This is a genomic window from Chryseobacterium capnotolerans, from assembly GCF_021278965.1.
Taxonomy (GTDB): domain Bacteria; phylum Bacteroidota; class Bacteroidia; order Flavobacteriales; family Weeksellaceae; genus Chryseobacterium; species Chryseobacterium capnotolerans.
On sequence record NZ_CP065589.1, the window covers coordinates 1346907 to 1370251 of the forward strand.

Sequence of the window (23345 nt, forward strand, 5' to 3'; positions counted from 1 at the left end):
CGACTTCAGACTCTGAAAAGAGAATAGAAAAAACAGTGATGGATTCAATCCTTACCTTCGGACTTCCAAAGCGTGCCGATATCTATTGGTTTGTACATGTCAATATTCTGGATGAACCTTATGCTCAGAAATATTCTGTGGAAACCATTATCAGAAATGATGTTTATTATATTCAGTTTGATCTTGGGTTTCGTGAAGATCCGAGGATTGGATACTTCTTCAAACAAGTGGTGAATGATATGATTAAAAACCATGAAGTAGATGTAGAAGATTCCCTGGAGCAGGCTTATCAGCAGAACAAAATCGGTGATTTTAAATTTATGATTATGGATAGCTTCCTTTCCTATGATAACAGGATGCCATTCTGGAAGAATTTTGTGATGAAGGGCTACTACAACCTGCGCTATCTTTCCGTAAAAGACTATATCAATTTCGGACTGGATAAAAGCCATATTGAAACAGAGCAGTACCCATTGGTAGTGGTTCCGTTTGCCGAAAATAAACTGGAACGAAAAGTTTAAAAAAGGGTATATTTAATCACTATTGATGGTTATATAATGTGATTCGGGGCAAAAATCTTCGATTTTTGCCCCGAATCACGCTTTTTAAGAAATATATGGCACTGTATTTTTACAATGTCAGAACAATTTTACCAAACAAGGGTTTGACTCGTTTCGTATCTTCTATTCTTTGATGAGCACTCTGAATTTCTTCCAGAGGAAATACACTGTCTATAACCGGTTTAATATGCCCGCTTTCAATTAACTGGGTGATAGAATGAACTTCGTCTCTGCTTTGTCTGGTAAAAACAAAATGATAGGTGGCATTCTTTTCCCAGGCATGAATTAGGTTTTGGGGTTGTGCAATATCAACTAAAGTCACAATTCTTCCATAATCAGCTAAAGCAAGCGGACTGTCTGAAAGGGTAGTGCCTCCAACGGTATCAATAATTATATCGACTCCTTTGCCTTTAGTATGTGTTTGTATTTCCTCGATATAGTTTTTGTGATGATGATCAATAATAACATCTGCTCCCAGATTCTGAAGTTTTTCATGTAAAATACTTTGCCCGGTAGTATAGACAAAAGCACCAAGCGATTTTGCAACCTGAATCGCCAGTGTTCCAACACCCCCGGCCCCGCCAAGAATAAGAATGGTCTCTCCTTTTTTTACTTGTGCTCTTACTACCAGCATTTCCAAGACTGTTCCACCGATGAGAGGGATGGAAGCGGCTTCCTCATAAGTGATATTTGCAGGCATTCTTGACAGTGAAGATTCTTCAGTGACATGATATTCTGCATAGCTTCCGGTATTGCCAAAACGAGGTGAATAGTAAACTTTATCTCCGGGTTTCCAGTTTTTGACAGCATCACCTACTGCGATAATATCACCGGCAATATCATGACCTGTTATCATAGGTAAATCAAATAATGAGGCATAATCACCACGCCTTATCTGGTAATCCAATGGATTGACAGAGGTTGCTTTTACTTTTACCAGTACCTGAGAAGGCTCTGTTATAGATGGAATTGGGGCTTCTTCGAGTTGGAGGACTTCCGGCCCGCCATAATTTTTGATTACGATTGCTTTCATAATAAGATATTCGTTAAGCTAATGGTTATTATTAAGGTAAGGTTTTCATAAAATCAAGAATCTCAGTACCGATTTCTGTAACGTGTGTTTCCAGTGCAAAATGTCCGGTGTTATAAAACTTGAGGTGGGCATCCGGAAGGTCTTTTTTATAAGCTTCAGCACCTTCAGGCAGAAAGTAGGGATCTTTGTTTCCCCAGACTAATAAAAGTTTTGGCTGATGTTTTCTGAAATATTCATGAAATTTGGGATATAAAGCCACATTAGTTCTGTAATCTCTCACAAGGTCGAGCTGGATCTCTATATTGCCTGGTCTGTCCAGAAATTTCTGATCTAATGTATACGATTCAGGAGCAATGAGAGAACTATGGGATACTCCGTGATGGTATTGAAAATAAGTAGCTTCTTTAGAAACAAAATCTTTAAGGGAGTGGCGGTTAGCTTCTGATGGATCTTTCCAGTATTTTTGTATAGGATTCCATTCTTTGCTTAGTCCTTCTTCATAAGCATTTCCGTTTTGAGAAATAATTCCGGTTATTTTTTCCGGATTATTCATCGCCAGGCGCAGCCCTACCGGAGCTCCATAGTCAAAAATATAGACTGCAAAACGTTTTATTTCTAGTTTGTCGATAAATGACTGTATTGTATTGGTAAGATTATCAAATGTATAACTAAACTGTTGATGATCCGGAGCATCCGAATAGCCAAATCCGGGTAAATCTGGAGCGATGACATGGTATTTTGTACTCAGTATCGGAATTAGATTTCTGAACATGTGGGATGATGTAGGATATCCATGCAAAAGAAGGATAGCGGGAGCATTGACAGGGCCTGCTTCTCTGTAAAATAGTTGTAAGCCGTTAACTTGAGTTGTACGGTAATGTATTGACTGATTTTCCATAATGCGATGATTTAAAATTGATTTTTGGGTAGATTGGCCCATCATTAGGGTATTGGTGAATAAACCAATTGAAAGACCTGTGATGAGTTGTCTGAATGTTATTTCCATTGAATTCTTTTTGAGATTCCAAAATTAATACGGATATTTGATTATTAAAAACGATTAATTATAATCAATGTAATCACTTTTAATGATTATAAAATGAATACAAACGATTTAAAAATATTTGAAGCCGTTGCGGAAACCGGCAGTTTTACAAAGGCAGCGTCCTTAATGTTTACAGTTCAGTCTAATGTAACAGCAAGAATAAAAAGTCTGGAAGAGGAATTTGATGCTAAGCTATTTTCGCGTACTTCCCGAAAAGTAGAACTTACCTCCGAAGGAATCATCCTGATGCAGTATTGTAAACAGATTCAGCACCTGGTGGAAGAAGCCAAATATAATATCAGAAGTGGAGAAAATGTAAGAGGATGTCTGAAAATTGGTTGTATTGAAACAACCATGGTTTTGAAAGCTCCGGAAATCCTCAAAACCTTTGAAGAAAAATATCCGGATATTGAGTTGGAATTTAAATCAGATACAAGGGATTCGCTGATAGCGGGAGTTTTGGATTATAGCTTGGACGCAGCATTTGTTTCTGCTCCTATTATTGCCAACGGACTGGAAAAAATTAATATTAAAGAGGAGCAGCTTGTTATTCTAACCTCTTCCAAAGGTCCCCAATTACAGACATTACTTGAAAAAACACCTTTGAAAATTGTGGTATTTGATGATGGCTGTATTTTTAGAGAACGATTCGAATCCTGGCTGAGCCATAAAGGAGTGATGAACTATAAAAGTACTGTTTTGAATTCTTTTGAAGGGATTATCAACTTTGTAGAAGCAGGTTTGGGAATCAGTATATTACCGGAAGAAATTGTGACTGCATATTATGGCGGAAGAGCCATCAAGACTTATGGTTTAAGCAAACAATTGGGAACGATGAATACCGTTCTTATTTTCAGGAAAGACGGACCACAATCAAAGGCTCTCCAATGTTTTATAGATATGCATTCACAAGGATAATATCCTTTTGTAACGTTCAGAATAACGACTGTTTTTTTGTGGATTGGAAATAATATCGAAAATATCCATAAACAGATTGAATATAAAGATGAAGAAGAACTGGGTTTCTTTGTTTTTTCGTAGTTTAATTCCGTTAATTTATCAATCACATTTTATATACTTTATGAAAAGGAATTTTATCAATCAAAATGGAATCTCAGATAAATTTTGGAATATTGAATATAAGGGAAATACACAAAAAAATGTGTTTGGAAAAACGGGAACCAAAGGCCGCGAAACCATTAAAGATTTTGAAGATGAATTGGAGTGTACCAAAGAATCTGAAAAACTGATCGCACAAAAGCTTAAAAAAGGGTATACTGAAATCCTTGAAGATGATAAAATTCCGCAGAAAGCAGAACTTTCTGAAGCTGAAAAAGCCGATATTTATTTCTGGGAAGCTATAGAGAAATCCAATAAATATAAAAACGCCCACTGGAGCGAATATGATGTCGACGAACATTTGGAAAATCTAACCCTCTATCTTTCTAAATTCGGAAAAGAAAGATTGATCCTTTTTGAAAAGACCCTTCAGGAAAAACTGAGCGAACTTTATACCGCTGAAATTGCCGAACTGTCTATCATTCTTGAATCTGATTTCAAAACTGAAAATGGGAACTATATTTTTGACGGTTATCTTTCTGATGACGGATTCATTTATTTCCGTTGTTGGCTACTACTGAAAGGAAAAGAGTTTTTTGAAGATATTAAGAAAGATATACAGGCATTTGTCAGCGGGAAATATAGCTTTAATATTGGGGATTGTTGGGCAGAAGGACTGTTGTATGTATCGGATGAAGCCTATACTGAAAATCATGAAAATGAAGATGAATCAGAAATAAGGGATGCTGTTAATGAATGGTATTCGGATCATCATTATGACAGCATGGATCGTCAGATGAACCGTGAACCGAAAAACGGGGCTGATCTTCAGAAGTTGTACCCGAAATTGGTAGAAGAAATTGGTGAACTAAGAAGCACATAAGTTCATGTTTAATACTAAAAACGGCAAATATCTTAGATGTTTGTCGTTTTTTGTGAAATGATATTTATGATCACAATATAAGAGTTGCTTTTTCTTCATTGTTTCTAAAATGTAATAATATTTATAGGGATTATGAATTATAATTAATTTTCTATCACCTATTTTATTATCCATAAGAAAAATATACTTTTGCAGTCAACAACATTAAGTTATTGTAACAGATTATGTTGTTTTCTGAGAAACTAAAACTAAACCTGAAAACTAATTAAACCGTAAAATGAGTAAAAACTATCTTGTATTTATCTTTAATACATCAAAATTCGTTGCTTCAAACAATTTAAAACAACAGTAAATCCTCAAAATTTCTCTAGAATTACAAGTTATCGTCCTGAATTATCGATTTAATGATTTCCTATTAAATCATATGAAGGAACCGGATAAAGGATTAATAAATATTCCGTTAACCCCCGGGGAAATAATACTCTTAGGGAGCTTTATGTTGTAAGTGATGACGCTCTATTATTTAATCAAAGAAATTTTTTAAATCAATGTTTATTCATTGGTCAAAATTCTTATGCCATAACTTTTGTGTTCAGCAAAAAGGGAAATAGAAGAACAGCAGCAGACAATACTATTAAAAAATCAAAAAATATAATTTATATAAAACCAATAAATTTTTACTATTATGACAAAAAAACTACTAATCATGGCTTTTATGGGCTTATCAGGTACCATGGCTTTTGCAGCCGATCTTTATGTTAGAAATGGGGGAACCGGTGGAGCTTATTCTACCGTAAGCGCAGCTATTACAGCAGCTTCAGAAGGTGACCGTATTATCATTCAGCCTAAAGCCAATGGAGAAGCTTATACAGAAAATCTGATCATCAACAAATCACTTGCTTTTGTTTCCGAAACCAATTATAGCAGGTATTTCATTAAAGGAACCATTACAATCAATCCGGCTGCAGGAAGAGTGGTAACCATCAGTAATTTGACTTCAGGGAATTATACCATCAATGATGTAACAGTGAGTGGGGCAACAACCGGAGGAAGAACTACAATCAATCTTTGGAACTGTGATTTGAATAATGTGTTTACTAACCAATCTAATGTTACAACAAACATTTCAGGTTGTGTCGTTAGGGGGTCTCTTAGCTTTTCCCATGGACGAGCTACGGCTAATAAAGCACAATTTATTACTGTCCGTTCTAGTTCTAATATTCAGGAATCTTCTATAGCCCCATCTGATGTTGAGGTGTATGGAAATATTGTTGATGATGTATTATCCTATACGCAGCCTTTTTATGATTTTAAATTTAATAATAATTTTTGTGGACGTATATCAGTTCATGGTATTAAAACAGGGGGTTCTAATGAAATCATTAACAATACGCTCTATAGCGCGAATGCTGGGGATGTAGCTCCTTTGTCGATTAGCTTGAATAACACCACAAGTACGGGAGATATTGCCATTATGAACAATGCTGTGTCTTTTGTGGTGGGCCAAACCAATGCGTGTATCCAAAACAACAGTGCTAATGTTAATATAACAGCCAGTTATAATGTATTTACCAATCCTTTTGTAACTCAGGGAACGATGAACCAAAGTAACAATTCAGGATCTGTTAATATGAACTTTAACAATACAACATACACTTTAACGGGTATGAATGTCAATGCCGGAAGCCCTGATGTAAAATATACAGATTTAGATTTAACAAGAAACGATGCTGGGCACTATGGAGGTTCTAACAGCTGGGCTAATTACTGGCCTGCCAATGTTGGTAATAAACCTCAGATAAATTATTTGCTTACTCCAAGAACGATGGTAGGAGGTACGCTGAATATCAATGCATCAGGTTTTTCTAAATAATGACTAACGATATAACAAAATATGAAGAATTATATCTATAGTATCATCGCTTTGCTTATGATAATACTGTGCCCGGCACAAGTATTCGTAAGTCAGGCGGAATATTTCTGGGATACTGATCCCGGAACAGGAAATGGCACTCCGGTCTCGGCTGTTGATGGAAGTTTCAACAGTGTTTTTGAACAATTAATTAAAACAGATATTGCTACACCAGGTAATGGCTTACACAAATTCTCTGTCCGTATCAAAGATAATACAGGGGTTTGGGGACCCGCTTTTACTAATGTTATTGATATTCAGCAACCTGTAACGTCAAATGTGATCTCTCTTTCCCAAGCTGAATATTTTTGGGACACTGATCCTGGAGCCGGAAATGGTACTCCGGTATTAGCTGCGGATGGAAGTTTCAACAGTGTTTTCGAGCAACTTATTAAAACAGATATTGTTACGCCAGGTAATGGCTTACACAAATTCTCTGTCCGTATCAAAGATAATACAGGGGTTTGGGGACCAGCTTTTAGCAATGTTATTGATGTTCAACAACCTGTAACGTCAAATGTGATTTCTCTTTCCCAGGCCGAATATTTCTGGGATACCGATCCGGGAGAAGGCAGTGGAACCCCGGTACTGGCTGCCGATGGAAATTTTAACAGCACTTATGAAGAACTGACCAAGACAGGAATTAATTTGCCTTCTAATGGTTTACATGTATTTAACATACGTATCAAAGATAATACAGGGGGTTGGGGACCAGCTTTTAAAAATGTTATTAATATACAAACTGCGGCCTCTTCAGGCTGCTGGGAAAGTCTTAGTGCAGGTAATTTCCATTCGGTAGGTTTAAAATCGGACGGAACATTATGGGCATGGGGACGTAATTCCAATGGTCAACTCGGAGACGGAACTACAATTGACAGAAATGCTCCTATTCAAATAGGAACAGACAATAATTGGCTGAGAATAGCAGCCGGAGATACTTATACTCTTGCCATCAAGACAGATGGAACGTTATGGGCTTGGGGAAATAATGATTATGGACAGCTGGGAGACGGTACCAAAGCGGATAAATTGAGTCCAACTCAAATAGGAACTACTGCGGGTTGGAAAAGCGTAAGTGCAGGAAGCTATCATTCTATAGGGTTAAAAACAGATGGCACATTATGGAGCTGGGGATATAATATCTACGGACAATTAGGTGATGGAACGATTGTTGAGAAAATTACTCCTATTCAAATCGGAACAGCAGCAAACTGGCAAAGTATTGCCGCAGGTTATCAACATAATCTTGCCATCAAAACAGATGGAACACTGTGGGCATGGGGATCCAATTACAGTGGGCAGCTTGGAGACGGAACAACAACAGCAAGGAATGTTCCTACCCAAATCGGAACAGCTGCAAATTGGAGAAATATTGATGTAGGAACATCTCATTCCCTGGGAGTAAAGCTGGATGGGACATTATGGACCTGGGGTGCTAATGCCAATGGGCAATTAGGTAATGGATCTACTATTGGTAAAAATATTCCAACCCAAATAGGAATAGGGAACAATTGGCAAAGTATCAGTGCTAGTAATAATTTTAGTTTTGCTAACAAAACTGATGGAACACTTTGGTCGTGGGGAGCCAATGAATTTGGTCAATTAGGTAATATAACAAGTGGATCAGTACTATTTCCTACACAAGTGGGTTCTTCTTCAGATAATATATTGATGTCTTCCGGGATTTATTATACTCTTGTAAAAAACATCGATGGAGTTTTAAAAGTGTGTGGAGATAACAGTTATGGACAGCTAGGAGATGGAACAAATAATCCGAAAAGTACTTTCGTCTCTTTGAGTTGCCCTTTAAATTGTCTTCCTCCTGCACAATTTTCAACAACTAATATAACTTCTGCAACAGCTACTATTAATTGGACAGGATCTAACCCAACTCCTAATGCGGGTTACTATTACTTATATAGTACAAGTCCATTTATTGGAGGTATACAGGGAACGACTTCCTCTAAAACAGCAAATTTGACCAATTTATTACCTAACACTGTTTATTACTGGTGGGTATCATCTAATTGTGGAAGCAGTCAGGGGGATTGGGTATCGGGTGGATCTTTTACAACACTTACTACCGCCGCAACAGGCTGTTGGGAAACTGTGAGTACGGGTTCTTTCCATGTTTTAGGAATAAAAACAGATGGAACGCTTTGGGCCTGGGGAGAGAATTTAGCGGCACAATTAGGAGATGGAACAACAGTCTCAAAAAATACTCCAACACAAATTGGAACCGACAATAATTGGCTGAAGGTATCTGCAGGAGATAGTCATACTGCTGCCATTAAAACAGATGGAACTTTATGGACTTGGGGGGATAATCAGCAAGGACAACTAGGTAACGGGACTACAGTCAAGAGAATTGTTCCAGAGCAAATAGGAACAGAAACAAACTGGGTAAGTATTTCTAGTGCGGATCTTTCTACATTTGGAATAAAGTCAGATGGAACCTTGTGGGGTTGGGGATATAATGGAAGTGGTCAATTAGGAGATGGTACTACCATTCGTAAAACTGTACCTGTACAAATCGGTACAGCAAATGATTGGAAAATGGTTACAGCAGGGGATTCGCATATTCTTGCCATTAAAACAAACGGAACACTATGGGGTTGGGGAAGCAACGCTTATGGACGCTTAGGTGATGGAAATTCAAGTGTAACTTCAACTGTAGTATCAATCCCCACTCAAATAGGAACCGCTGCGGATTGGAAAAGTGTGAGTGCAGGATACTATCATTCTATAGGCCTAAAAACAGATGGAACGCTTTGGGCCTGGGGAGATAATTTCGAAGGACAATTAGGTGATGGAACCAAAACTCTTAGAAGTATTCCAATACAAATAGGAACTGCAACAGACTGGAAAAGTGTAGCTGCTAACCATTTTAATTCTTCTGTCGGAATCAAAACCAATGGAACACTATGGGCATGGGGCAGAAATACCTTAGGACAGTTAGGTGATGGAACTAGAGCAGATAGACTAGTTCCATCACAAATTGGAACCGTCACTGATAGAAAAATAGTTTCAGCAGGACCATATACTACAGTCGCTATAAATAACAATGGATTTTTATCAGCTACCGGTAGTAATGAATACGGGCAGTTAGGAGATGGTACTAATATTCCAAAACCTATTTTTGTACCTGTTGCTTGCCCTACAAGTAATTTAGCGGTTGCAGAAGTTTCAGCAAAAGAAGATAAGCTGAAAGTCTATCCAAATCCGGTACAGGATATCCTTACGATCTCATACGATCAGAAAATTCTTTTTGTAACGGTTTACAATGCATCAGGACAGCTGATCCTTACTAAAGCAATTAATGATACAAAAGGAACCATTGATGCTTCCGGATTTGTATCAGGAGTTTATTTGGTTAAAATAAATGCCATAAACGACTTTGTAAAAACAGTAAAAGTTATCAAACGATAAATTTAATGGTTATCGATAGTAAGCTTTAAAAGCTTGGTAACCTAAATCTTTTCTGAATAGATAGCGTCACTTATTTTTAAGTGGCGCTATTTTTTTATAGAGTTTGAGATTCATATAAATTGTATATTTAATCTTTAAAATTACGGAATGAACAAAGCTGATACCCTGAAAAAATATATTGAAACAGAAAGTTTTGACGAACTGAGTGCACTTAACAGCCAGCTGATCTTCTGGGTGGATTGGCGGGAAGAGGATGATGCCATTGTAGAATATTGTGAGAAATGTCTTAATACAGGTACTCTGAATGCTGAAATAGTCTACAATGGAGATGAGCTCCTCCTTACCATCGATTACAAAGGCAATGTCTTTACAGAAAAAATTATTGACCGGGACCCAACGCTCATTTTCTTAAATAGAATATTACAACCCGACTATGAAATCAGGTTTTGCAAAGGGAGCGATGGTTCTGATACATTAGCCTTTTTACCTTTATCAAAATCAGAATGGCTTGAATTAGAAAATATTCACGGCAAAGAAAAAGTGAACAGTCTATTTGAAGTCATCAATGAAGATACTCAAATGTTCAGTAAAGAATGGGATTTTGAGCTTGAATAGAGTAGCAGATCAATTCAAAACAATTCACAACAATTTTAAAACCATGAAAAAGATAGTATTCATCTGTTCACTCCTGTTCAGCCTTTCTATGGCAAGGGCCCAGACTATAGAATCCGCAAGCCGCAGCACAACAGGTTATATCAAAAGCGATGGGACCATAGAAAATAGCAGCCGTTCAACAGTAGGCTATATTAAAAGTGACGGTACTATTGAAAACAAAAATCGCAGCACTATTGGCTATATCAAGAGCGATGGAACCATAGAAAACCAGAATCGTTCAACGGTAGGATACGTTAAAAAAGATGGCACTGTAGAAAACAGCAGCCGTTCAACCCTCGGGTATATTAAAGATGACGGAACGGTGGAAAATAGCAGCCGAAGTACTATTGGGTATGCTAAAGGGATTAAAAAGGAATGGGCAGCAGTAGTATATTTCTTTTTTAAATTGGACTAATCAAAGGCCTGAAATGAAACTGGTTCTCAATATCGGTTTTATCATGTCCGGTCTTTATTGTAAGGAGCATGAACATTTTTGGGTGCTGAAATATTTTGGAACTTATCCAGAATACTCCATAAATTATAATCAAATGATTGTAAAAATGAATAAAGAAATCAATGAACTCCTTTATTACTATAACCAAGAAGGAGAAGAAGGATATGATCTGAGTGAAGTACAGCTCCTTGAAAAAATAGATATTGACAGGGTAGAAAAACTAAAACTGCTGCTTTATAGTGACCATCAGTATATTGCATATCAGGCTATGCTTATTTTACTGGCATGGTCAATACCCGAAGGCTTTGAAATGCTTGATCGCTTCATCCATCAAAAATGGGATGAAAAAGAAAATTTTGAACCGCACAGAATCTATCATGAAGACAATGTGTACGATGTAATTACCAATGCATTATATATTGCGACATTTAACGGGAAAAGCGAACAGGAATTATATCCTTATATCAAGCAGTTTTTAAACAGTTATGGAGATAAGTTCTTTGAATCGAATCTAAAGAATTTCCTTTTAAAGAAAAACTGCAGACCCCTGGTAACAGATATAGAACAAGCTATGCAAAGTGCCTTATATAATAAAAGGTTCTATCAGGCCAGCCAGTTATTTCCGGTTATGGTTCACTATGAGAAAAATATATTTAATGAATATGTGGATGTTTTTAGCTCTTTAATAAAAGTGGATAATAGAATCATATACAATAGGGAAGAAGCAGAAAAAATGCTCTAAAAATTAAATGCAGTCTTTACTATATAGAAATGTAAACCTACTTAAATATGAAAGAGATGGATAGAAAAATGTTCAGTTTAATGCTGTTCTTTTATTCCATCTAATATTTTTTGCAGTTTATACAGATTTGGACTTTGAAAGCCATAATTAGTAAATAAGAATTTTGATCCTTTTATGATTTTTTCATTTTGAAGGTAATTCCAGTGAGGAGGCGGGTTCTTGGAAGCATCCAATGTTTCGTTTAAACAAATTACCATTTCATCATGCTTATATATTAAAATGAATAAGGTAACCTGTTTAAGCCTTGGTTTAACATTTTGTATATAGGTCCAATAGTATTCGTATTTGAATGGGTAATTAATTATAATTTCATTTTCTTTCATCTGTATTGTCAAATCAATTTGCTCATTACTTTTTCTATGCAATGTAACTATTGATTGGGCAGACTTTCGCCCCTTAATTCCAAGGATTAAAAACAGCGATGAAAGTAGTGAAGGCAGGGCCCAATACAGTATTAAATCTATTTTATATTCATTGGTTATAAAAAAAATAAATAAGCTTGCCACTCCAAGTATACCTATAATCAAAGCAAGACTGCTAAAATGAAAACTCTTTTGTACAGTAGAAAACACTGCCTTAAAGTATTCATTACCTTGCAAGGATTTTTGAGCAAACTCAATATTTGATGAGTCATCACCAAAGACCTTTCTTTCAAAGTCCTTAATAGTTTCTGTTTCTATCTTTTCCTGTTCTATCTCCTCTTTTTCTTCTTCTTCAAGAGCTTGTTCATATAAGCCTCTTTTTTTCAATATATCAATTATGGCATCCTGAGCATCCGGAACATAACGTTTACGGTTTCTGTACATTTCCAAAATGTTCCCATTAGGCTTAAGATCTAAAGTGTCATAATACTCATTTTTCATATCATCATTTGTTTTTTGAATATAAAATATAATTGATAGTGTTAAAAGTTAAAAATAACCAAACGAATTGAAGTAGCAATGAAAATTTTTAATTAAATTAAGTCTTTTTATTGTTGTTTTTATAGAGTTTTTGGTACGAAAATTCATGAATGTAATTTCGCTTCATGAAAAGTTAATGGTCTTTATTGATGAATTTACCACTGCCAAGAAAAAACTATGCAGTATATGGAAAATAGTGCCTTCGTTAAGTCTTTAACACAAGATTTGTTAGGAATTAATTTTCAAAATCAGGAAGCTTAAAAAAGGCTTCATCAAAATAAATATAAGCTTACTACCACACAGCTGAACTTTTTGTTAGAGCTAAATATCAAGCCTGTAAATAAATTCCTCTATTTCCGCTTGCCTGGCATTGGCAAAACCTTTGTCTGTACCGATTTTAATAAAGCTGCAGTTTTCCAGAACTTTTTGTGAACCAAGGTTGTCAAAAGCGACCCGTCCAAAAATGGGCCTTGTCGTTTCGATGGTAAGAAAATCTTTCAACGCTGTAGTAGCAATACCTTTTCCCCAGAAATTTTTACCGAGCCAATAGGTAATTTCTGCATCGCCTTCCATAACAAATTTGGCAATACTTCCTGCAATAACAGAACCTACCATAATGGTCTGGTTGTTGATGGTAGGATCATCCAATAATTGGGCATATTTAGCCAGATAGGCTTCTCTGTTTTTAGAATCCTCTGAAGTAAATGCAGCAAGGTGTCTGGCTTCATCATCAAGCTGAAATTGGAAAAGGATTTCTAAATCATCAACTATTGTGGGTCTGAGTTTTATTTCTTGTATATGATCTCCCATTTTAAAGGGTGCGTTGGTTGATTTTCAAATATAATTAAATAGGGCAGTTAAAAATCAGGTTCATCGTGTGAGAATGATATAAATCGGAAGAATTCCGTGAGTGAAGGAGTGCATTAAGGCACAAGTACTTCCATGATCATGATGTATTTATCAATTCCTTTACTAAATCCATCCGGTATAATCTCTACTGTTCGGAATCCGTTCTTTTTATAAAACTCAGCAGTATGCTGTGAGGTTTCAATTTTGTAAGGCAGGGAAGGATAGGTCTTTTTTAACAAATCAATCCGGTATTGAGTAAGGGCTTTTCCAATTCCTTTTCCATGATAGTCGGCATGAACCATTCCCCATGATAATCCAGCCACACTATTCTTTGTATCTAAAAAAAATCCACCATTTGCTACTACTTGACCATCCATTTTAACTACGAAGTAATTCTCTTTAGTATATTGATCTAAAAAGTCTTCAAAGAAAGGTAATTCTTCCATAGCAAAAAACTTTGGTAAATTGCTTTTGAAGATTTTGATGCAGTCTTCTCTGAAAATTTTTGTGTAATTGATGATTTTCATAAGTATTCGTTGAAGTTTATATTTGTTGATTTAAATTGGGAAAGATGTATTTCTATTTGATTTGGATTTCAGGAAGTTTAATTTCTTTGTTATAAAGCAGATAAACTATGTTTTTTATGAAATCTTCCTTTTTTATTCTTTCTCCGTTCGTTACATAAGCAATGGATAGGTCTGCCTCTTTATTATAGATGAGAATTGCGTGAGATCCTAAAGTATCACCGCCATGTCCATAAAATATAAAACGATCAAAATCCCAGATAGCCATACCTCTTCCCCAATCTTCTTTTCCTAAAACAGGTTCCATAAGCTTTAGAGATTCTTCCTTTAAAATTTTGTTGTGGAATAGGCTATTGATGAAAATATTCAGATCATAAGGAGTTGCAGAGATATCACCCACCCCAATTACATTCAGAAAGTCTATTTCCTTTTTCAGAACCTTCCAGGATCCGTTTTCATATCGGTAAGGCAGGAATACATTTTTTTTGTCAGATTTGAAAGAGTCCATATTTTTTAAGCCCAAAGGTTTTATGATTTCAGAATACAGTATTTCGTAAAAAGATCTTTGATGTTTTTTTTCAAGAATTTTTGTCAGAAGATAGTACGCCGAATTTGAATAGGCCACCTTTTCACCCGGTTCAAAGCTTTTCCCTTGTTGAATAATCAGATCCATAATCTCCCGGTCACTTACTTTTTCGGTAACCCAGACTTCACCATCTTTTACCACATAGCTTCCCAATCCGCTGGTATGTTCTAATAAATTTTTAATGGTTATTGTATTGGAATTGGGAATCTCCGGATAAAATGCTGACAGTTTATCATTTAATTGGAGTTTATTTTCTTCAATTAATTTAAAAATTAAAACAGCAGTAATCATTTTGGTAACAGAGCCTACCTGATATCTGGTGTTTTTATTATACGTTAATTCAGGAATGTTTTTTTGCCCAAAATTTTTAGCATAGACTTCCTTACCATTTCTAAAAACCGACAAACTTCCAACTCCTATATTATTGTTTTCAATATAACTCAGGTAATTATCCAATTTTTCAGCAGGAATGGTTTGTGAAAAAAAATAACTGGAAACAAGAATAAGTAAGAAAATAATTGGGTTTTTCATGGATGTAGTTGTATTATTTGTTAATTGAAGAATCTGATCATAAATATATTACATCTCAGGATATATTGCTGTACATAGTGAGAAATCTTTACGGAGAATATTTCGGAGACCATCATTATTTTGTAATCTCTTTTTCAATTTTCAAAAGCATTTCTTTTGCATTGTTGTTGTCAGGGTTTAATGCAATGGATTTCTGATACATGGTAACAGCGTCTTCCTTTTTACCACATTGTAGCAATGCTTCTCCATAGCTGTCATACACATTCGAACTCATCGGAAATAATAATGTTGCTGAATGGAAGGTTTTCAAGGCGTGATCACATTGCGGAAGTCTGAGAAACTGGTATCCCAGCTTATTAAAATCTCTTTCAGAGGCTTCAGAACTGCGTGGATTTTTCAGATATTCCTGAATCAGCTGATCTGCTTTTTCATTGTTTCCACTTTCAAGTAAGCTTCCATAGGTTCTTGAAAAATTTTGTTCTGGAACCGTATGCGGTTTGTTATTCATTATATTTAAAACAGTATTGGATATCGCAAAAACAGGAGTGTTGCCACTATTGGAAAGAAGAATAACGGTTTGGCTTTTTGCCATATTATGCAGTAAAATACTGGTGAGACCATTGATTAGCCCATCGTGAAAAACTATCTTTCCATCAGTTTCGTCCGTATACATAGCCCATCCTAAGCCATAGCTGGCTTCTTTTCCGTCTATCATAAAAGTTACTTTTTTCCCATCACTGAGTGTAGTGGGAGTTAAAGCTTCCTGCAGTTCTTTCTTTCCTACTATTTGATGGGTAAACAATGCGTTTTGATATTTTTTAAGGTCTGATGCCGTACTTAGAATACCTCCGTTTCCATAAAAATTACTTTTTTCCTGTATCAGAAATGGATCTTTAAGGGTATTGACATTCACAAGATGGGTTGAATATAAATTTGGATAAGTGTATAATTCTACCTGATTTTGACTTTTAATTTTCCTGTTAACAGGGACCAATGAATCTTTCATTTTGGCAGGTTTAAAAATATTCTCATCCAGATACCGGCCATAGCTCATTCCGGAAACCTTCTCTATGATCATTGCGGCAATACAAAAGTTAACATTATTGTATTCCCATTTGCTTCCCGGTAGAAATGAAAGGGGTATTTTGAAGCGAAGGAGCACTGGAATAATATCCTGATTAGAAATTATTTTTTCCGGATTTTCTTTGATAACCGTATCAAATAAATGATACTCTTGTGCCAATCCTGAAGTGTTGCTAAGGAGTTGTTTGATACTGATATTAGAATAAGGGAAATCCGGCAGATATTTTTGAACAGGGTCCTCTATCCTAAGCTTTCCTTTCTGTTGAAGCTGCAAAACAGCAGTTGAGGTAAACGTTTTTGTGATCGAAGCAATGGGGAACTGAGACGTATCACTCATCTTTTCTTTCTTCTCCATATTGGAAAATCCATACCTATTAGAAAAAATAGCATCTCCGGGCCTGGAGATAACAACACTTCCATTAAAAATTTTTTTCTCATAAAGCGTTGAAAACAATTCTTTCAACCCTTGCCCGGAAAGAATGTTGATAAAGAAGATTGTTATCCATACGAATAGGTATTTATTTCTCATTTTATTTTAATTTTTTGTATTGATGTTTTCAAGATTTCATTCAAGCGATTTTCATCATTTTATTTGTTCATTAGCTAAGATTACCTTCAGTAAATCATCAAATGCATTGAATGATTTTTGATTTTCTTCATAGGTAAAGAAAGAAATATTCTATGGTTATTTTATGGCTTACACTAATAGTAAAACACCTGAGAAAAGGATAGTATTACATTGGAGTATGAAATTTTAGGCTGTCCTTACACTTCATTTCTTTTAAATTAAATAATTACAGTATTGATTTTTTCCAGCTTGTCAAAGTCAGTTAATAAGAAGATTTTATTTAAATAAAAATCTCCGAAGTCGTCTGACTTCGGAGATTGGAGGAGCTTGGTATGAGCGCCTTTAAATATTTTTTTAAAGATTAATCTTTTGGGGGATTTATTATTTTTGTTTCAATGAAAAGTTATCTATATAAACAGCCTGATGAACGCCATTCAGCAGAACTTTCAGCCCTAAATGGGTGTCTTTTTTTATAGAAATATTGTATGTTTTTCTATCTCCTGTTATCTTGGAAGGTTTAGCAATTGAAACATATGATTTTGCATCGGAAGTTTTGTTGACTGAGAAAATTTCCAGTGTGGTTTCTCCTCCGTTATCTGAAATATCAAGGGTAAGAGTATAGTTTCCGGTTTTAATTTCTGGAGTCACTAAATACATATTTTCTCCCGGGCTGTTCATAGAATAAAATATAATTTTTTTATCACTCGCATAGAGCATTGCCTTTCCTGGCTGAGCAGTCCAGCATTTATCAATATCTTTCCAGGTATCAAAATTTTCTACAAGAGCAGATACGGTTTTACACTGTGCTTTTGCAGTTAGAAGTCCTCCCATAGTTATAAGCCCGGCTAATACGATTCTTTTCATGTCTTATTTTTATTTATTTTATGTAAAAATAAGCAAAAAGTATTACAGTGGAAACATTCAGTTCAACAGAGTATAGAGAATGTTAAAAATAAAGGGGAAAAGGGAAGGAAAAAGAGAGAATGGCTCTAAATATCATGTAAGGATATTAATTGGATAGAATTTTATTCAAATAGGGTAGTAAAGTGTAGAGATTTTAGCTATTACACCATTGAATTATGATAATTGCCATTCATTCACGAGTAAAAAAAGTCTTTTAAATACAGGAAATAAAGAGAATGCTACTTAAATTTCCTTTTTTCAACATCCCGTCTTTATGCACTTCTGTATAAATCAATTGCCCTTTTTTTCTTGTAGTGATGATAGGTTTTCCTGTTTCTTCATTATATTTTTGCAATAATTTATAAAACGTCCATATTCCGGCAGGTAACCCATTTTTGTATTCCGCTTCCAAGGTGTAAGGATCTGTAAATTCAGGATATTTTTGTATATCAATAGAGCTGTTTGACTTGTATTCTATCCATTTTCCATCTTTGGTGTGATTTTTTACCATACTTTGTTCTTCGTTATTTTGGTATGTACTTACCTTATCAAAGTATCGGACAAAATTGATATTTTCTACAATATTCTACCGGAGAAGATACCAGATTGCCGCTGCAATTCCAGCATACGCTGTAACCGTAATAATATCAGCTATGGGTTTTGAAAACCTTTTTTCAGCAATTTTATCACCATTGATTTGGTTCTTATGGAATTTCAGGATTTTTTTAGGATTATTAGCCGGATGAGCAACCAGACTGTCGCTTTCCCATCGGTCAACAATTATTTTATAGCTCTTGCCGTCAACATCAATTTTAACATTTTTATTAGGAGCTAGTTTCTCCTGAATGTTGACTGGAGCAGGAGCAGGAGCAGGTGTTTGTTGTGTGTTGTTGTTCTGGGGTTGAGCTGTTTTCATTGTGGCAACCATATTATTAGCAAGAGCTGTTCCTTTTTTAGATTCTTGCTTATTGTCAGTGGCAGGAGCCGCTGGCTTTTTTACCTGATAAGTATAGCAGCTGGTAAGGGAACATAATAGGATGATGAGATAAAGATTCTTTCGCATTGGCCAAATTTAAGAATTAAACGGAATATTTGGTATTTTCTTTTGAAAGATCCAGTTTTTTTGAGAGAAAGGCAATTCTTTGCCTGTGTTTTTTAATCTTATGACTGCAATAACTTCCAACCTCAACTTCTCTATTTTTTATACTCCTGAATATTTTATATTGATAGCTTTATGTATGAAATAGCTTAAAGAAAAAACCTTTCAGAAGAACTGAAAGGCTTTTAATATAGAAAATCTATTATTTAAAAATTTGCTGATCATAAAGAAGGTTGTCGTCTTCATCAAAACTTATGATGGTAACTTTATACTGTTTCGCACTGTCATTATTGAAAAACTTGATTCTTGGCGGAACATAATCACTGTCAAATAAATTAGGATTCCAGTAAAGGGTTTCGCGGGTATCGTTTTCAATTTTTGCATTCTCATCCAGCATTTCAACCAGAAACTCTGAAGGTTTATCATAGCCTTTGACAACAGATGAATTGTTTTTTGGAGCTTCTTTTCCTTTGTTTTTAGGTTTCATATCGCCTTTCATCGTGTAGATGGCTACAGCATCACCTATTAACCCTGCACCTTTAATGATTTTTACCATTGCAATATTGTTGATAGGAAGTGTGGAAATCATGGAAGGGTCTGTTGCAATCTCGTCTAAATACAGCTTAGCTTGCTGGCCGCGAATATAAGGAACATTGATCCCTGAACTATTTCTTTGGAACGTTAAACCGGCAGCTCTTCCCTGTAACCATTCTAATATATTGATTGATCCTTCGGCATGCTGGTCTTCATTCACAAAATCGAATATTATAGAGTTCAGAGAATTGAACATTCCTGTGGAAAGTTGCTTATCCAGTTCTTCTTTCGGATCTTTCTTTTTTCCGGTTAATTCTACTTCTTTTATTTCCTGTACTTCAGCACCTTCTATCTTTTTATTGTTTTTCTGAGTGTTGATCGCTCTGGAAATAGTTGTGGGAAGCGTTTTATTTCCACTGGATTTTACAAGTTTATATTTTGTCTCCGGGAAAGTCCCGCTAAACGGTGTAGGATTTACTAAAGGTTCTACCGTTACAAATAAATTATCAGCACTTGATTCTTTATCATTTCCTGAATTGGCAAATAAGGAAACACTCAAAGGTTCATCATTGCTGAGGTTATTCAGATAAACATATCCGCTTTGATCGGTTTGAAACGGGCTGATAACGGGTTCGTTTTTTCCTGACTTCAATAGTAGAATTACACTGGAATTGATAACCAGTGCATTGTTTTTAATAGGCTTTACCCTGTAAGAAAGATATTTTGGCGACTTGTTTTTAATGGCGGGCACAGATCCGCTAAGAACGGAGTTCCAGTCAAATCTTTTCCATTTTTCAGAAATAAGCAGGGCATCCAAAGCTTCACTATTGGCATTTTTAGTAAAATACTGTGCCGGATTGTCGATTTTTGTTGTGAAATCTCCTGTTAGCCAAAGACTGCTCAGTATATTTTCTTCTTCAGGCTTATTGCTGCCATCATCCTCACTTACCAAAACCGTATAGTTCTTAAAATAGGATTCAGGAGAAAGATCAATGCTGTTGAAAGATCTTGGAGTCTGTTTTATGCTCTGGCCTATAATTTCTGCTTTTGCAAGTTTTAAATCATTCGGTTTTATGAAGCATAGTCTTTGAGCAACCAGATTATCCTGATCATCAAAAATGGCTAATTGGAAAACCCCGTTTGCACCATTGCTTACTTTAGTAGGAATAAGGCTTGAAGCTTCATTCGTTAACTGTTTAATATTGGCTTTATACGCAAGATGATTATTGATGGTTCCTACCACCTTATAATTTTGAATCTGTTGTTTCAGATTAACGCCCTTTAAGGTATATTTAATTCCTTCTTTAGAGCTGTTAACTTCTAAATGGAGGCCGCTGTCTGCAACCTGTGGAAGGTCTATTGTTTTACTTTTTCCCGTATTATCCTGAATGATGGCCTGGTATTTTTTTCCTGAAGCAGGAGTGATGGTGAAAGAGGCAACATTTTTATCAAATGACTTAAAGGTAGCAATAGAAACAGTAGGGTTTTGTGCATCAATTACTTTTCCGGTCCAGTTTTCCGGCAAAGAAGTACTGCTTGACAGTCTTACGGCAAATTTTGTGGGTGTACCGTTAATGAAATTTCCGCCTTCCGGAAATGCTTTTGCAGACCAGTCGGAACTTTTAGCAATCGTTAATGATTCTGTGGAATTGGGATTGTAAACCGGAAGTGTTTTAACGATTTGAAAATCTTCACTAAAGTTGGTCATGTAAGGCGTATAAGCCCTTACAAAATACACCTGTTCAGGAAGGTCTTCTTTCAGTTGGAAGTCGCCGCTGCCCTCACCATTAGTGAGAAGAACGGTTCTCCAGTCGATTAATTTTTTATCAGAATTGTACAATTCTACAAATAGGGTAGTAGATAATGCAGAACGGTTGTACCCGTCGAATACAAAGCTTTTAAACCAGATTTTGTCACCAGCTGCATATTGGGTTTTATCGGTAAGTAAATATACTTTTTCCTGTTCGTAATTATCCTCAAGACTTGTAAGTGCCTTTTCCAGTTTAGTTTGTGCCAGTATAGGCTGTACCATGGAAAGAAGCAATACACCGAATATATTTTTCATAGAAATCTTAACGCATTTTAATTCAGGGCTAATTTAATCAATTAAGACTTCAGAAACTGATATTTATCCTCTTATTTTAAAAGAAAGACACCAGATGGGTAATATTCCTTCGAATATGATTTCTTAATCTGTTTTTTGGATAGTTTGAATTACAGAATGCATCAGTTGAATATTTCCGGTTGTATTAAAAAGGGAAGATCATCGAAATCGCTCCGGTCTTTGCTTTTTTGCCGCATGTTCCACCAGCTCATTAATGCGTTTTTTACGGGTTTCCGGCCGTTTAGCAAATGTTACCCAGTGCAGCATCATTTTTTTTACTGTTTTGCTGAGAGATAAAAAATAGTCTTTTGAACCTGCATGGGCTGTAAAAGCGTGTTCCAGATCATTGGGGATGAGAAGTTCTTCCACACTGTCCAGGCTGGTCCATGAGCCGTTTTCTTTGGCAATATCAATACTTTCAAGTCCGGCGGGCTGCATCAATCCTTCATCTATAAGTTTCTGAACTTTTTCTTTATTGATTTTAGACCAGATGCTTTTGATTTTACGTTTGCCATACAATTGCATAAATGAGTTGGAATCCACAGTTTTCTTGTGCTGTCAATCCAGCCGAAACAAAGCGCCTCATCCACAAGCTCACCCCAGCTGACGGTAGGAAGGCCTGATTTTTTAGTATTGCAGATCAGCCATATATTTTGAACTGAACGATGGTTTTGCATCAGCCATTCACGCCATTCCTGTCTTGTATTTATTGTAATGGTCTTTTTTTCTAAATCTATTTCCATTGTGCTGTTATTTTGCTTTTGTTTTTTGAAAATTCAATAATCTATGCCATATGCCAGTTAGAATTTACAAAAAACATTATACATGATAAGGATCTTGTTTACTTTATTACAACAAAATTAGCAGTATCAATGACAGCTATGTGTCAGGGGTGAAAAAAAATATTTTATATCCTTCTTTAAAGACATGAAAAATGATTAAGATAAATGTTTTTGAAAAATAAAAGCACCAATATAATCAGTGCTTTTTAGGCTCCAAAGAGCTCTCTATGCCTTATAAATAAAATAGTGTTATTCTATCCATAGATGCCCCATCGAATAGGTTTTGGCTTTCCCTGCCACAATCACTCTTTCATTTTTGTTTTCACAAAAAAGCTGGCCGCCTCTTTCTGAGAGCTGACGGGCAAAAAGCTTATCTTTCCCCAATCTTGATGACCAGAACGGAATAAGTGAGCAGTGTGCTGAGCCGGTTACGGGATCTTCAAGAATAGATGACTGCGGTGTAAAGTACCTTGAAACAAAATCACTGTCTGTACCTGCAGCAGTTACCACAACCCCGCCCGGATCCAGGTTGAGAAGATCGAAAACAGATCTTTCAACAGTGATCTTTTGATATCTTCCTCAGACTCGTACACAAGAATATAGTCTCTTGATTTAAAGACCTCTTTAGGCTGAATATTGAGAGATTGAATGATATTATCCGGAAGTACAGAAGGTTCAGGCATTCTTGATGGGAAATCCATATAATAAAATCCGTCTTTTACATCCACAGTTAATTCACCGCTTTTGGTTTCAAAAACGATTCTGCTGTTCGGATAATCTAGGATGGAAGCCAGGCAATGAGCAGTGGCAAGGGTAGCATGTCCGCATAGATCCATCTCTATTTCGGGAGTAAACCATCTTAGGTGAATCGTTTCACCATTATCAATAAAGAAAGCAGTTTCTGCTACAGCATTTTCTCGGGCTATCTTTAAAAGGACTTCATCAGGCAGCCAGTTTTTCAATGGGACAACACATGCAGGATTTCCATGGAAGATCTCTTCTGTAAACGCATCTATTTGATATAATTCTAACTTCATGATTGAGAAAAT

General features: G+C 35.8%; 20 protein-coding genes and 2 pseudogenes. 8 read left to right on the forward strand and 14 right to left on the reverse strand.

What is annotated here, in order from left to right:
- Positions 1-38: 38 nt before the first annotated feature.
- Positions 39-521 carry a KUP/HAK/KT family potassium transporter gene (locus H5J24_RS26150; protein ID WP_390881136.1) on the forward strand — a complete coding sequence of 161 codons (483 nt, stop codon included), beginning with the start codon at positions 39-41 and terminating at the stop codon, positions 519-521.
- A gap of 109 nt (positions 522-630) precedes the next feature.
- On the opposite strand, the gene H5J24_RS06235 is transcribed toward H5J24_RS26150, so the two are convergent.
- Together H5J24_RS06235 and H5J24_RS06240 are read right to left on the reverse strand one after the other, a co-directional pair.
- Complete coding sequence (locus H5J24_RS06235; protein ID WP_068943924.1) at positions 631-1593, reverse strand: zinc-binding dehydrogenase; 963 nt, start codon at positions 1591-1593, stop codon at positions 631-633.
- 31 nt (positions 1594-1624) lie between these two features.
- Positions 1625-2599, reverse strand: coding sequence for an alpha/beta fold hydrolase (locus H5J24_RS06240; RefSeq protein ID WP_167387016.1), 975 nt, complete (start codon positions 2597-2599; stop codon positions 1625-1627).
- A gap of 93 nt (positions 2600-2692) precedes the next feature.
- Between H5J24_RS06240 and H5J24_RS06245 the strand changes: the two genes are divergently transcribed.
- The 7 genes from H5J24_RS06245 (at position 2693) to H5J24_RS06275 (ending at position 11771) form a co-directional block, all read left to right on the forward strand.
- Positions 2693-3556 (forward strand): LysR family transcriptional regulator, encoded by an 864-nt coding sequence (locus H5J24_RS06245; RefSeq protein ID WP_068943923.1) that lies wholly within the window; start codon positions 2693-2695, stop codon positions 3554-3556.
- A 163-nt stretch (positions 3557-3719) separates the two neighbouring features.
- Positions 3720-4580: a DUF4240 domain-containing protein gene (locus H5J24_RS06250; RefSeq protein WP_068943922.1), complete on the forward strand. Its 861-nt coding sequence runs from the start codon at positions 3720-3722 to the stop codon at positions 4578-4580.
- Between the two features lie 685 nt (positions 4581-5265).
- The gene (locus tag H5J24_RS06255) at positions 5266-6453 is read left to right on the forward strand and encodes a hypothetical protein (protein ID WP_141395707.1); all 1188 of its coding nucleotides are present in this window, start codon (positions 5266-5268) and stop codon (positions 6451-6453) included.
- A 21-nt stretch (positions 6454-6474) separates the two neighbouring features.
- Entirely contained in the window at positions 6475-9921 is a 3447-nt protein-coding gene (locus tag H5J24_RS06260; protein ID WP_068943920.1) for an RCC1 domain-containing protein, read from the forward strand.
- Between the two features lie 147 nt (positions 9922-10068).
- Positions 10069-10536, forward strand: a complete 468-nt coding sequence (locus tag H5J24_RS06265) for a hypothetical protein (protein WP_068943919.1) — start codon at positions 10069-10071, stop codon at positions 10534-10536.
- 43 nt (positions 10537-10579) lie between these two features.
- A complete protein-coding gene (locus tag H5J24_RS06270; RefSeq protein ID WP_068945150.1) occupies positions 10580-10990 on the forward strand; it encodes a 5-fold beta-flower protein in 411 nt (136 codons plus the stop codon).
- Positions 10991-11003: 13 nt separating this feature from the next.
- The gene (locus H5J24_RS06275) at positions 11004-11771 is read left to right on the forward strand and encodes a hypothetical protein (protein WP_068943918.1); all 768 of its coding nucleotides are present in this window, start codon (positions 11004-11006) and stop codon (positions 11769-11771) included.
- A 77-nt stretch (positions 11772-11848) separates the two neighbouring features.
- Here the strand turns inward: H5J24_RS06275 and H5J24_RS06280 are convergent, their stop codons facing one another.
- The 12 genes and pseudogenes from H5J24_RS06280 to H5J24_RS06330 form a co-directional block, all read right to left on the reverse strand.
- Complete coding sequence (locus tag H5J24_RS06280) at positions 11849-12694, reverse strand: hypothetical protein (RefSeq protein WP_068943917.1); 846 nt, start codon at positions 12692-12694, stop codon at positions 11849-11851.
- Positions 12695-13054: 360 nt separating this feature from the next.
- On the reverse strand, positions 13055-13543 hold the full coding sequence (locus tag H5J24_RS06285) for a GNAT family N-acetyltransferase (protein ID WP_068943916.1): 489 nt from the start codon (positions 13541-13543) through the stop codon (positions 13055-13057).
- A 113-nt stretch (positions 13544-13656) separates the two neighbouring features.
- Entirely contained in the window at positions 13657-14109 is a 453-nt protein-coding gene (locus tag H5J24_RS06290; RefSeq protein ID WP_068943915.1) for a GNAT family N-acetyltransferase, read from the reverse strand.
- A gap of 52 nt (positions 14110-14161) precedes the next feature.
- Positions 14162-15223, reverse strand: coding sequence for a serine hydrolase domain-containing protein (locus H5J24_RS06295; protein WP_068943914.1), 1062 nt, complete (start codon positions 15221-15223; stop codon positions 14162-14164).
- A gap of 115 nt (positions 15224-15338) precedes the next feature.
- On the reverse strand, positions 15339-16835 hold the full coding sequence (locus tag H5J24_RS06300; RefSeq protein WP_068943913.1) for a serine hydrolase: 1497 nt from the start codon (positions 16833-16835) through the stop codon (positions 15339-15341).
- Positions 16836-17255: 420 nt separating this feature from the next.
- Positions 17256-17738, reverse strand: coding sequence for a hypothetical protein (locus H5J24_RS06305; protein WP_068943912.1), 483 nt, complete (start codon positions 17736-17738; stop codon positions 17256-17258).
- A gap of 253 nt (positions 17739-17991) precedes the next feature.
- The gene (locus H5J24_RS06310; RefSeq protein WP_068943911.1) at positions 17992-18288 is read right to left on the reverse strand and encodes a hypothetical protein; all 297 of its coding nucleotides are present in this window, start codon (positions 18286-18288) and stop codon (positions 17992-17994) included.
- A gap of 75 nt (positions 18289-18363) precedes the next feature.
- Positions 18364-18840 carry a hypothetical protein gene (locus H5J24_RS06315; protein ID WP_068943910.1) on the reverse strand — a complete coding sequence of 159 codons (477 nt, stop codon included), beginning with the start codon at positions 18838-18840 and terminating at the stop codon, positions 18364-18366.
- Positions 18841-19078: 238 nt separating this feature from the next.
- Positions 19079-21475, reverse strand: a complete 2397-nt coding sequence (locus H5J24_RS06320; protein WP_068943909.1) for a hypothetical protein — start codon at positions 21473-21475, stop codon at positions 19079-19081.
- A 198-nt stretch (positions 21476-21673) separates the two neighbouring features.
- The gene (locus H5J24_RS25885) at positions 21674-21952 is read right to left on the reverse strand and encodes a YdeI/OmpD-associated family protein (RefSeq protein ID WP_488153958.1); all 279 of its coding nucleotides are present in this window, start codon (positions 21950-21952) and stop codon (positions 21674-21676) included.
- 39 nt (positions 21953-21991) lie between these two features.
- A pseudogene (locus H5J24_RS25890) lies at positions 21992-22257 on the reverse strand (YdeI/OmpD-associated family protein); the annotation flags it as partial.
- Positions 22258-22545: 288 nt separating this feature from the next.
- Positions 22546-23333 (reverse strand): annotated as a pseudogene (locus tag H5J24_RS06330) (PhzF family phenazine biosynthesis protein).
- Positions 23334-23345 lie beyond the last annotated feature (12 nt).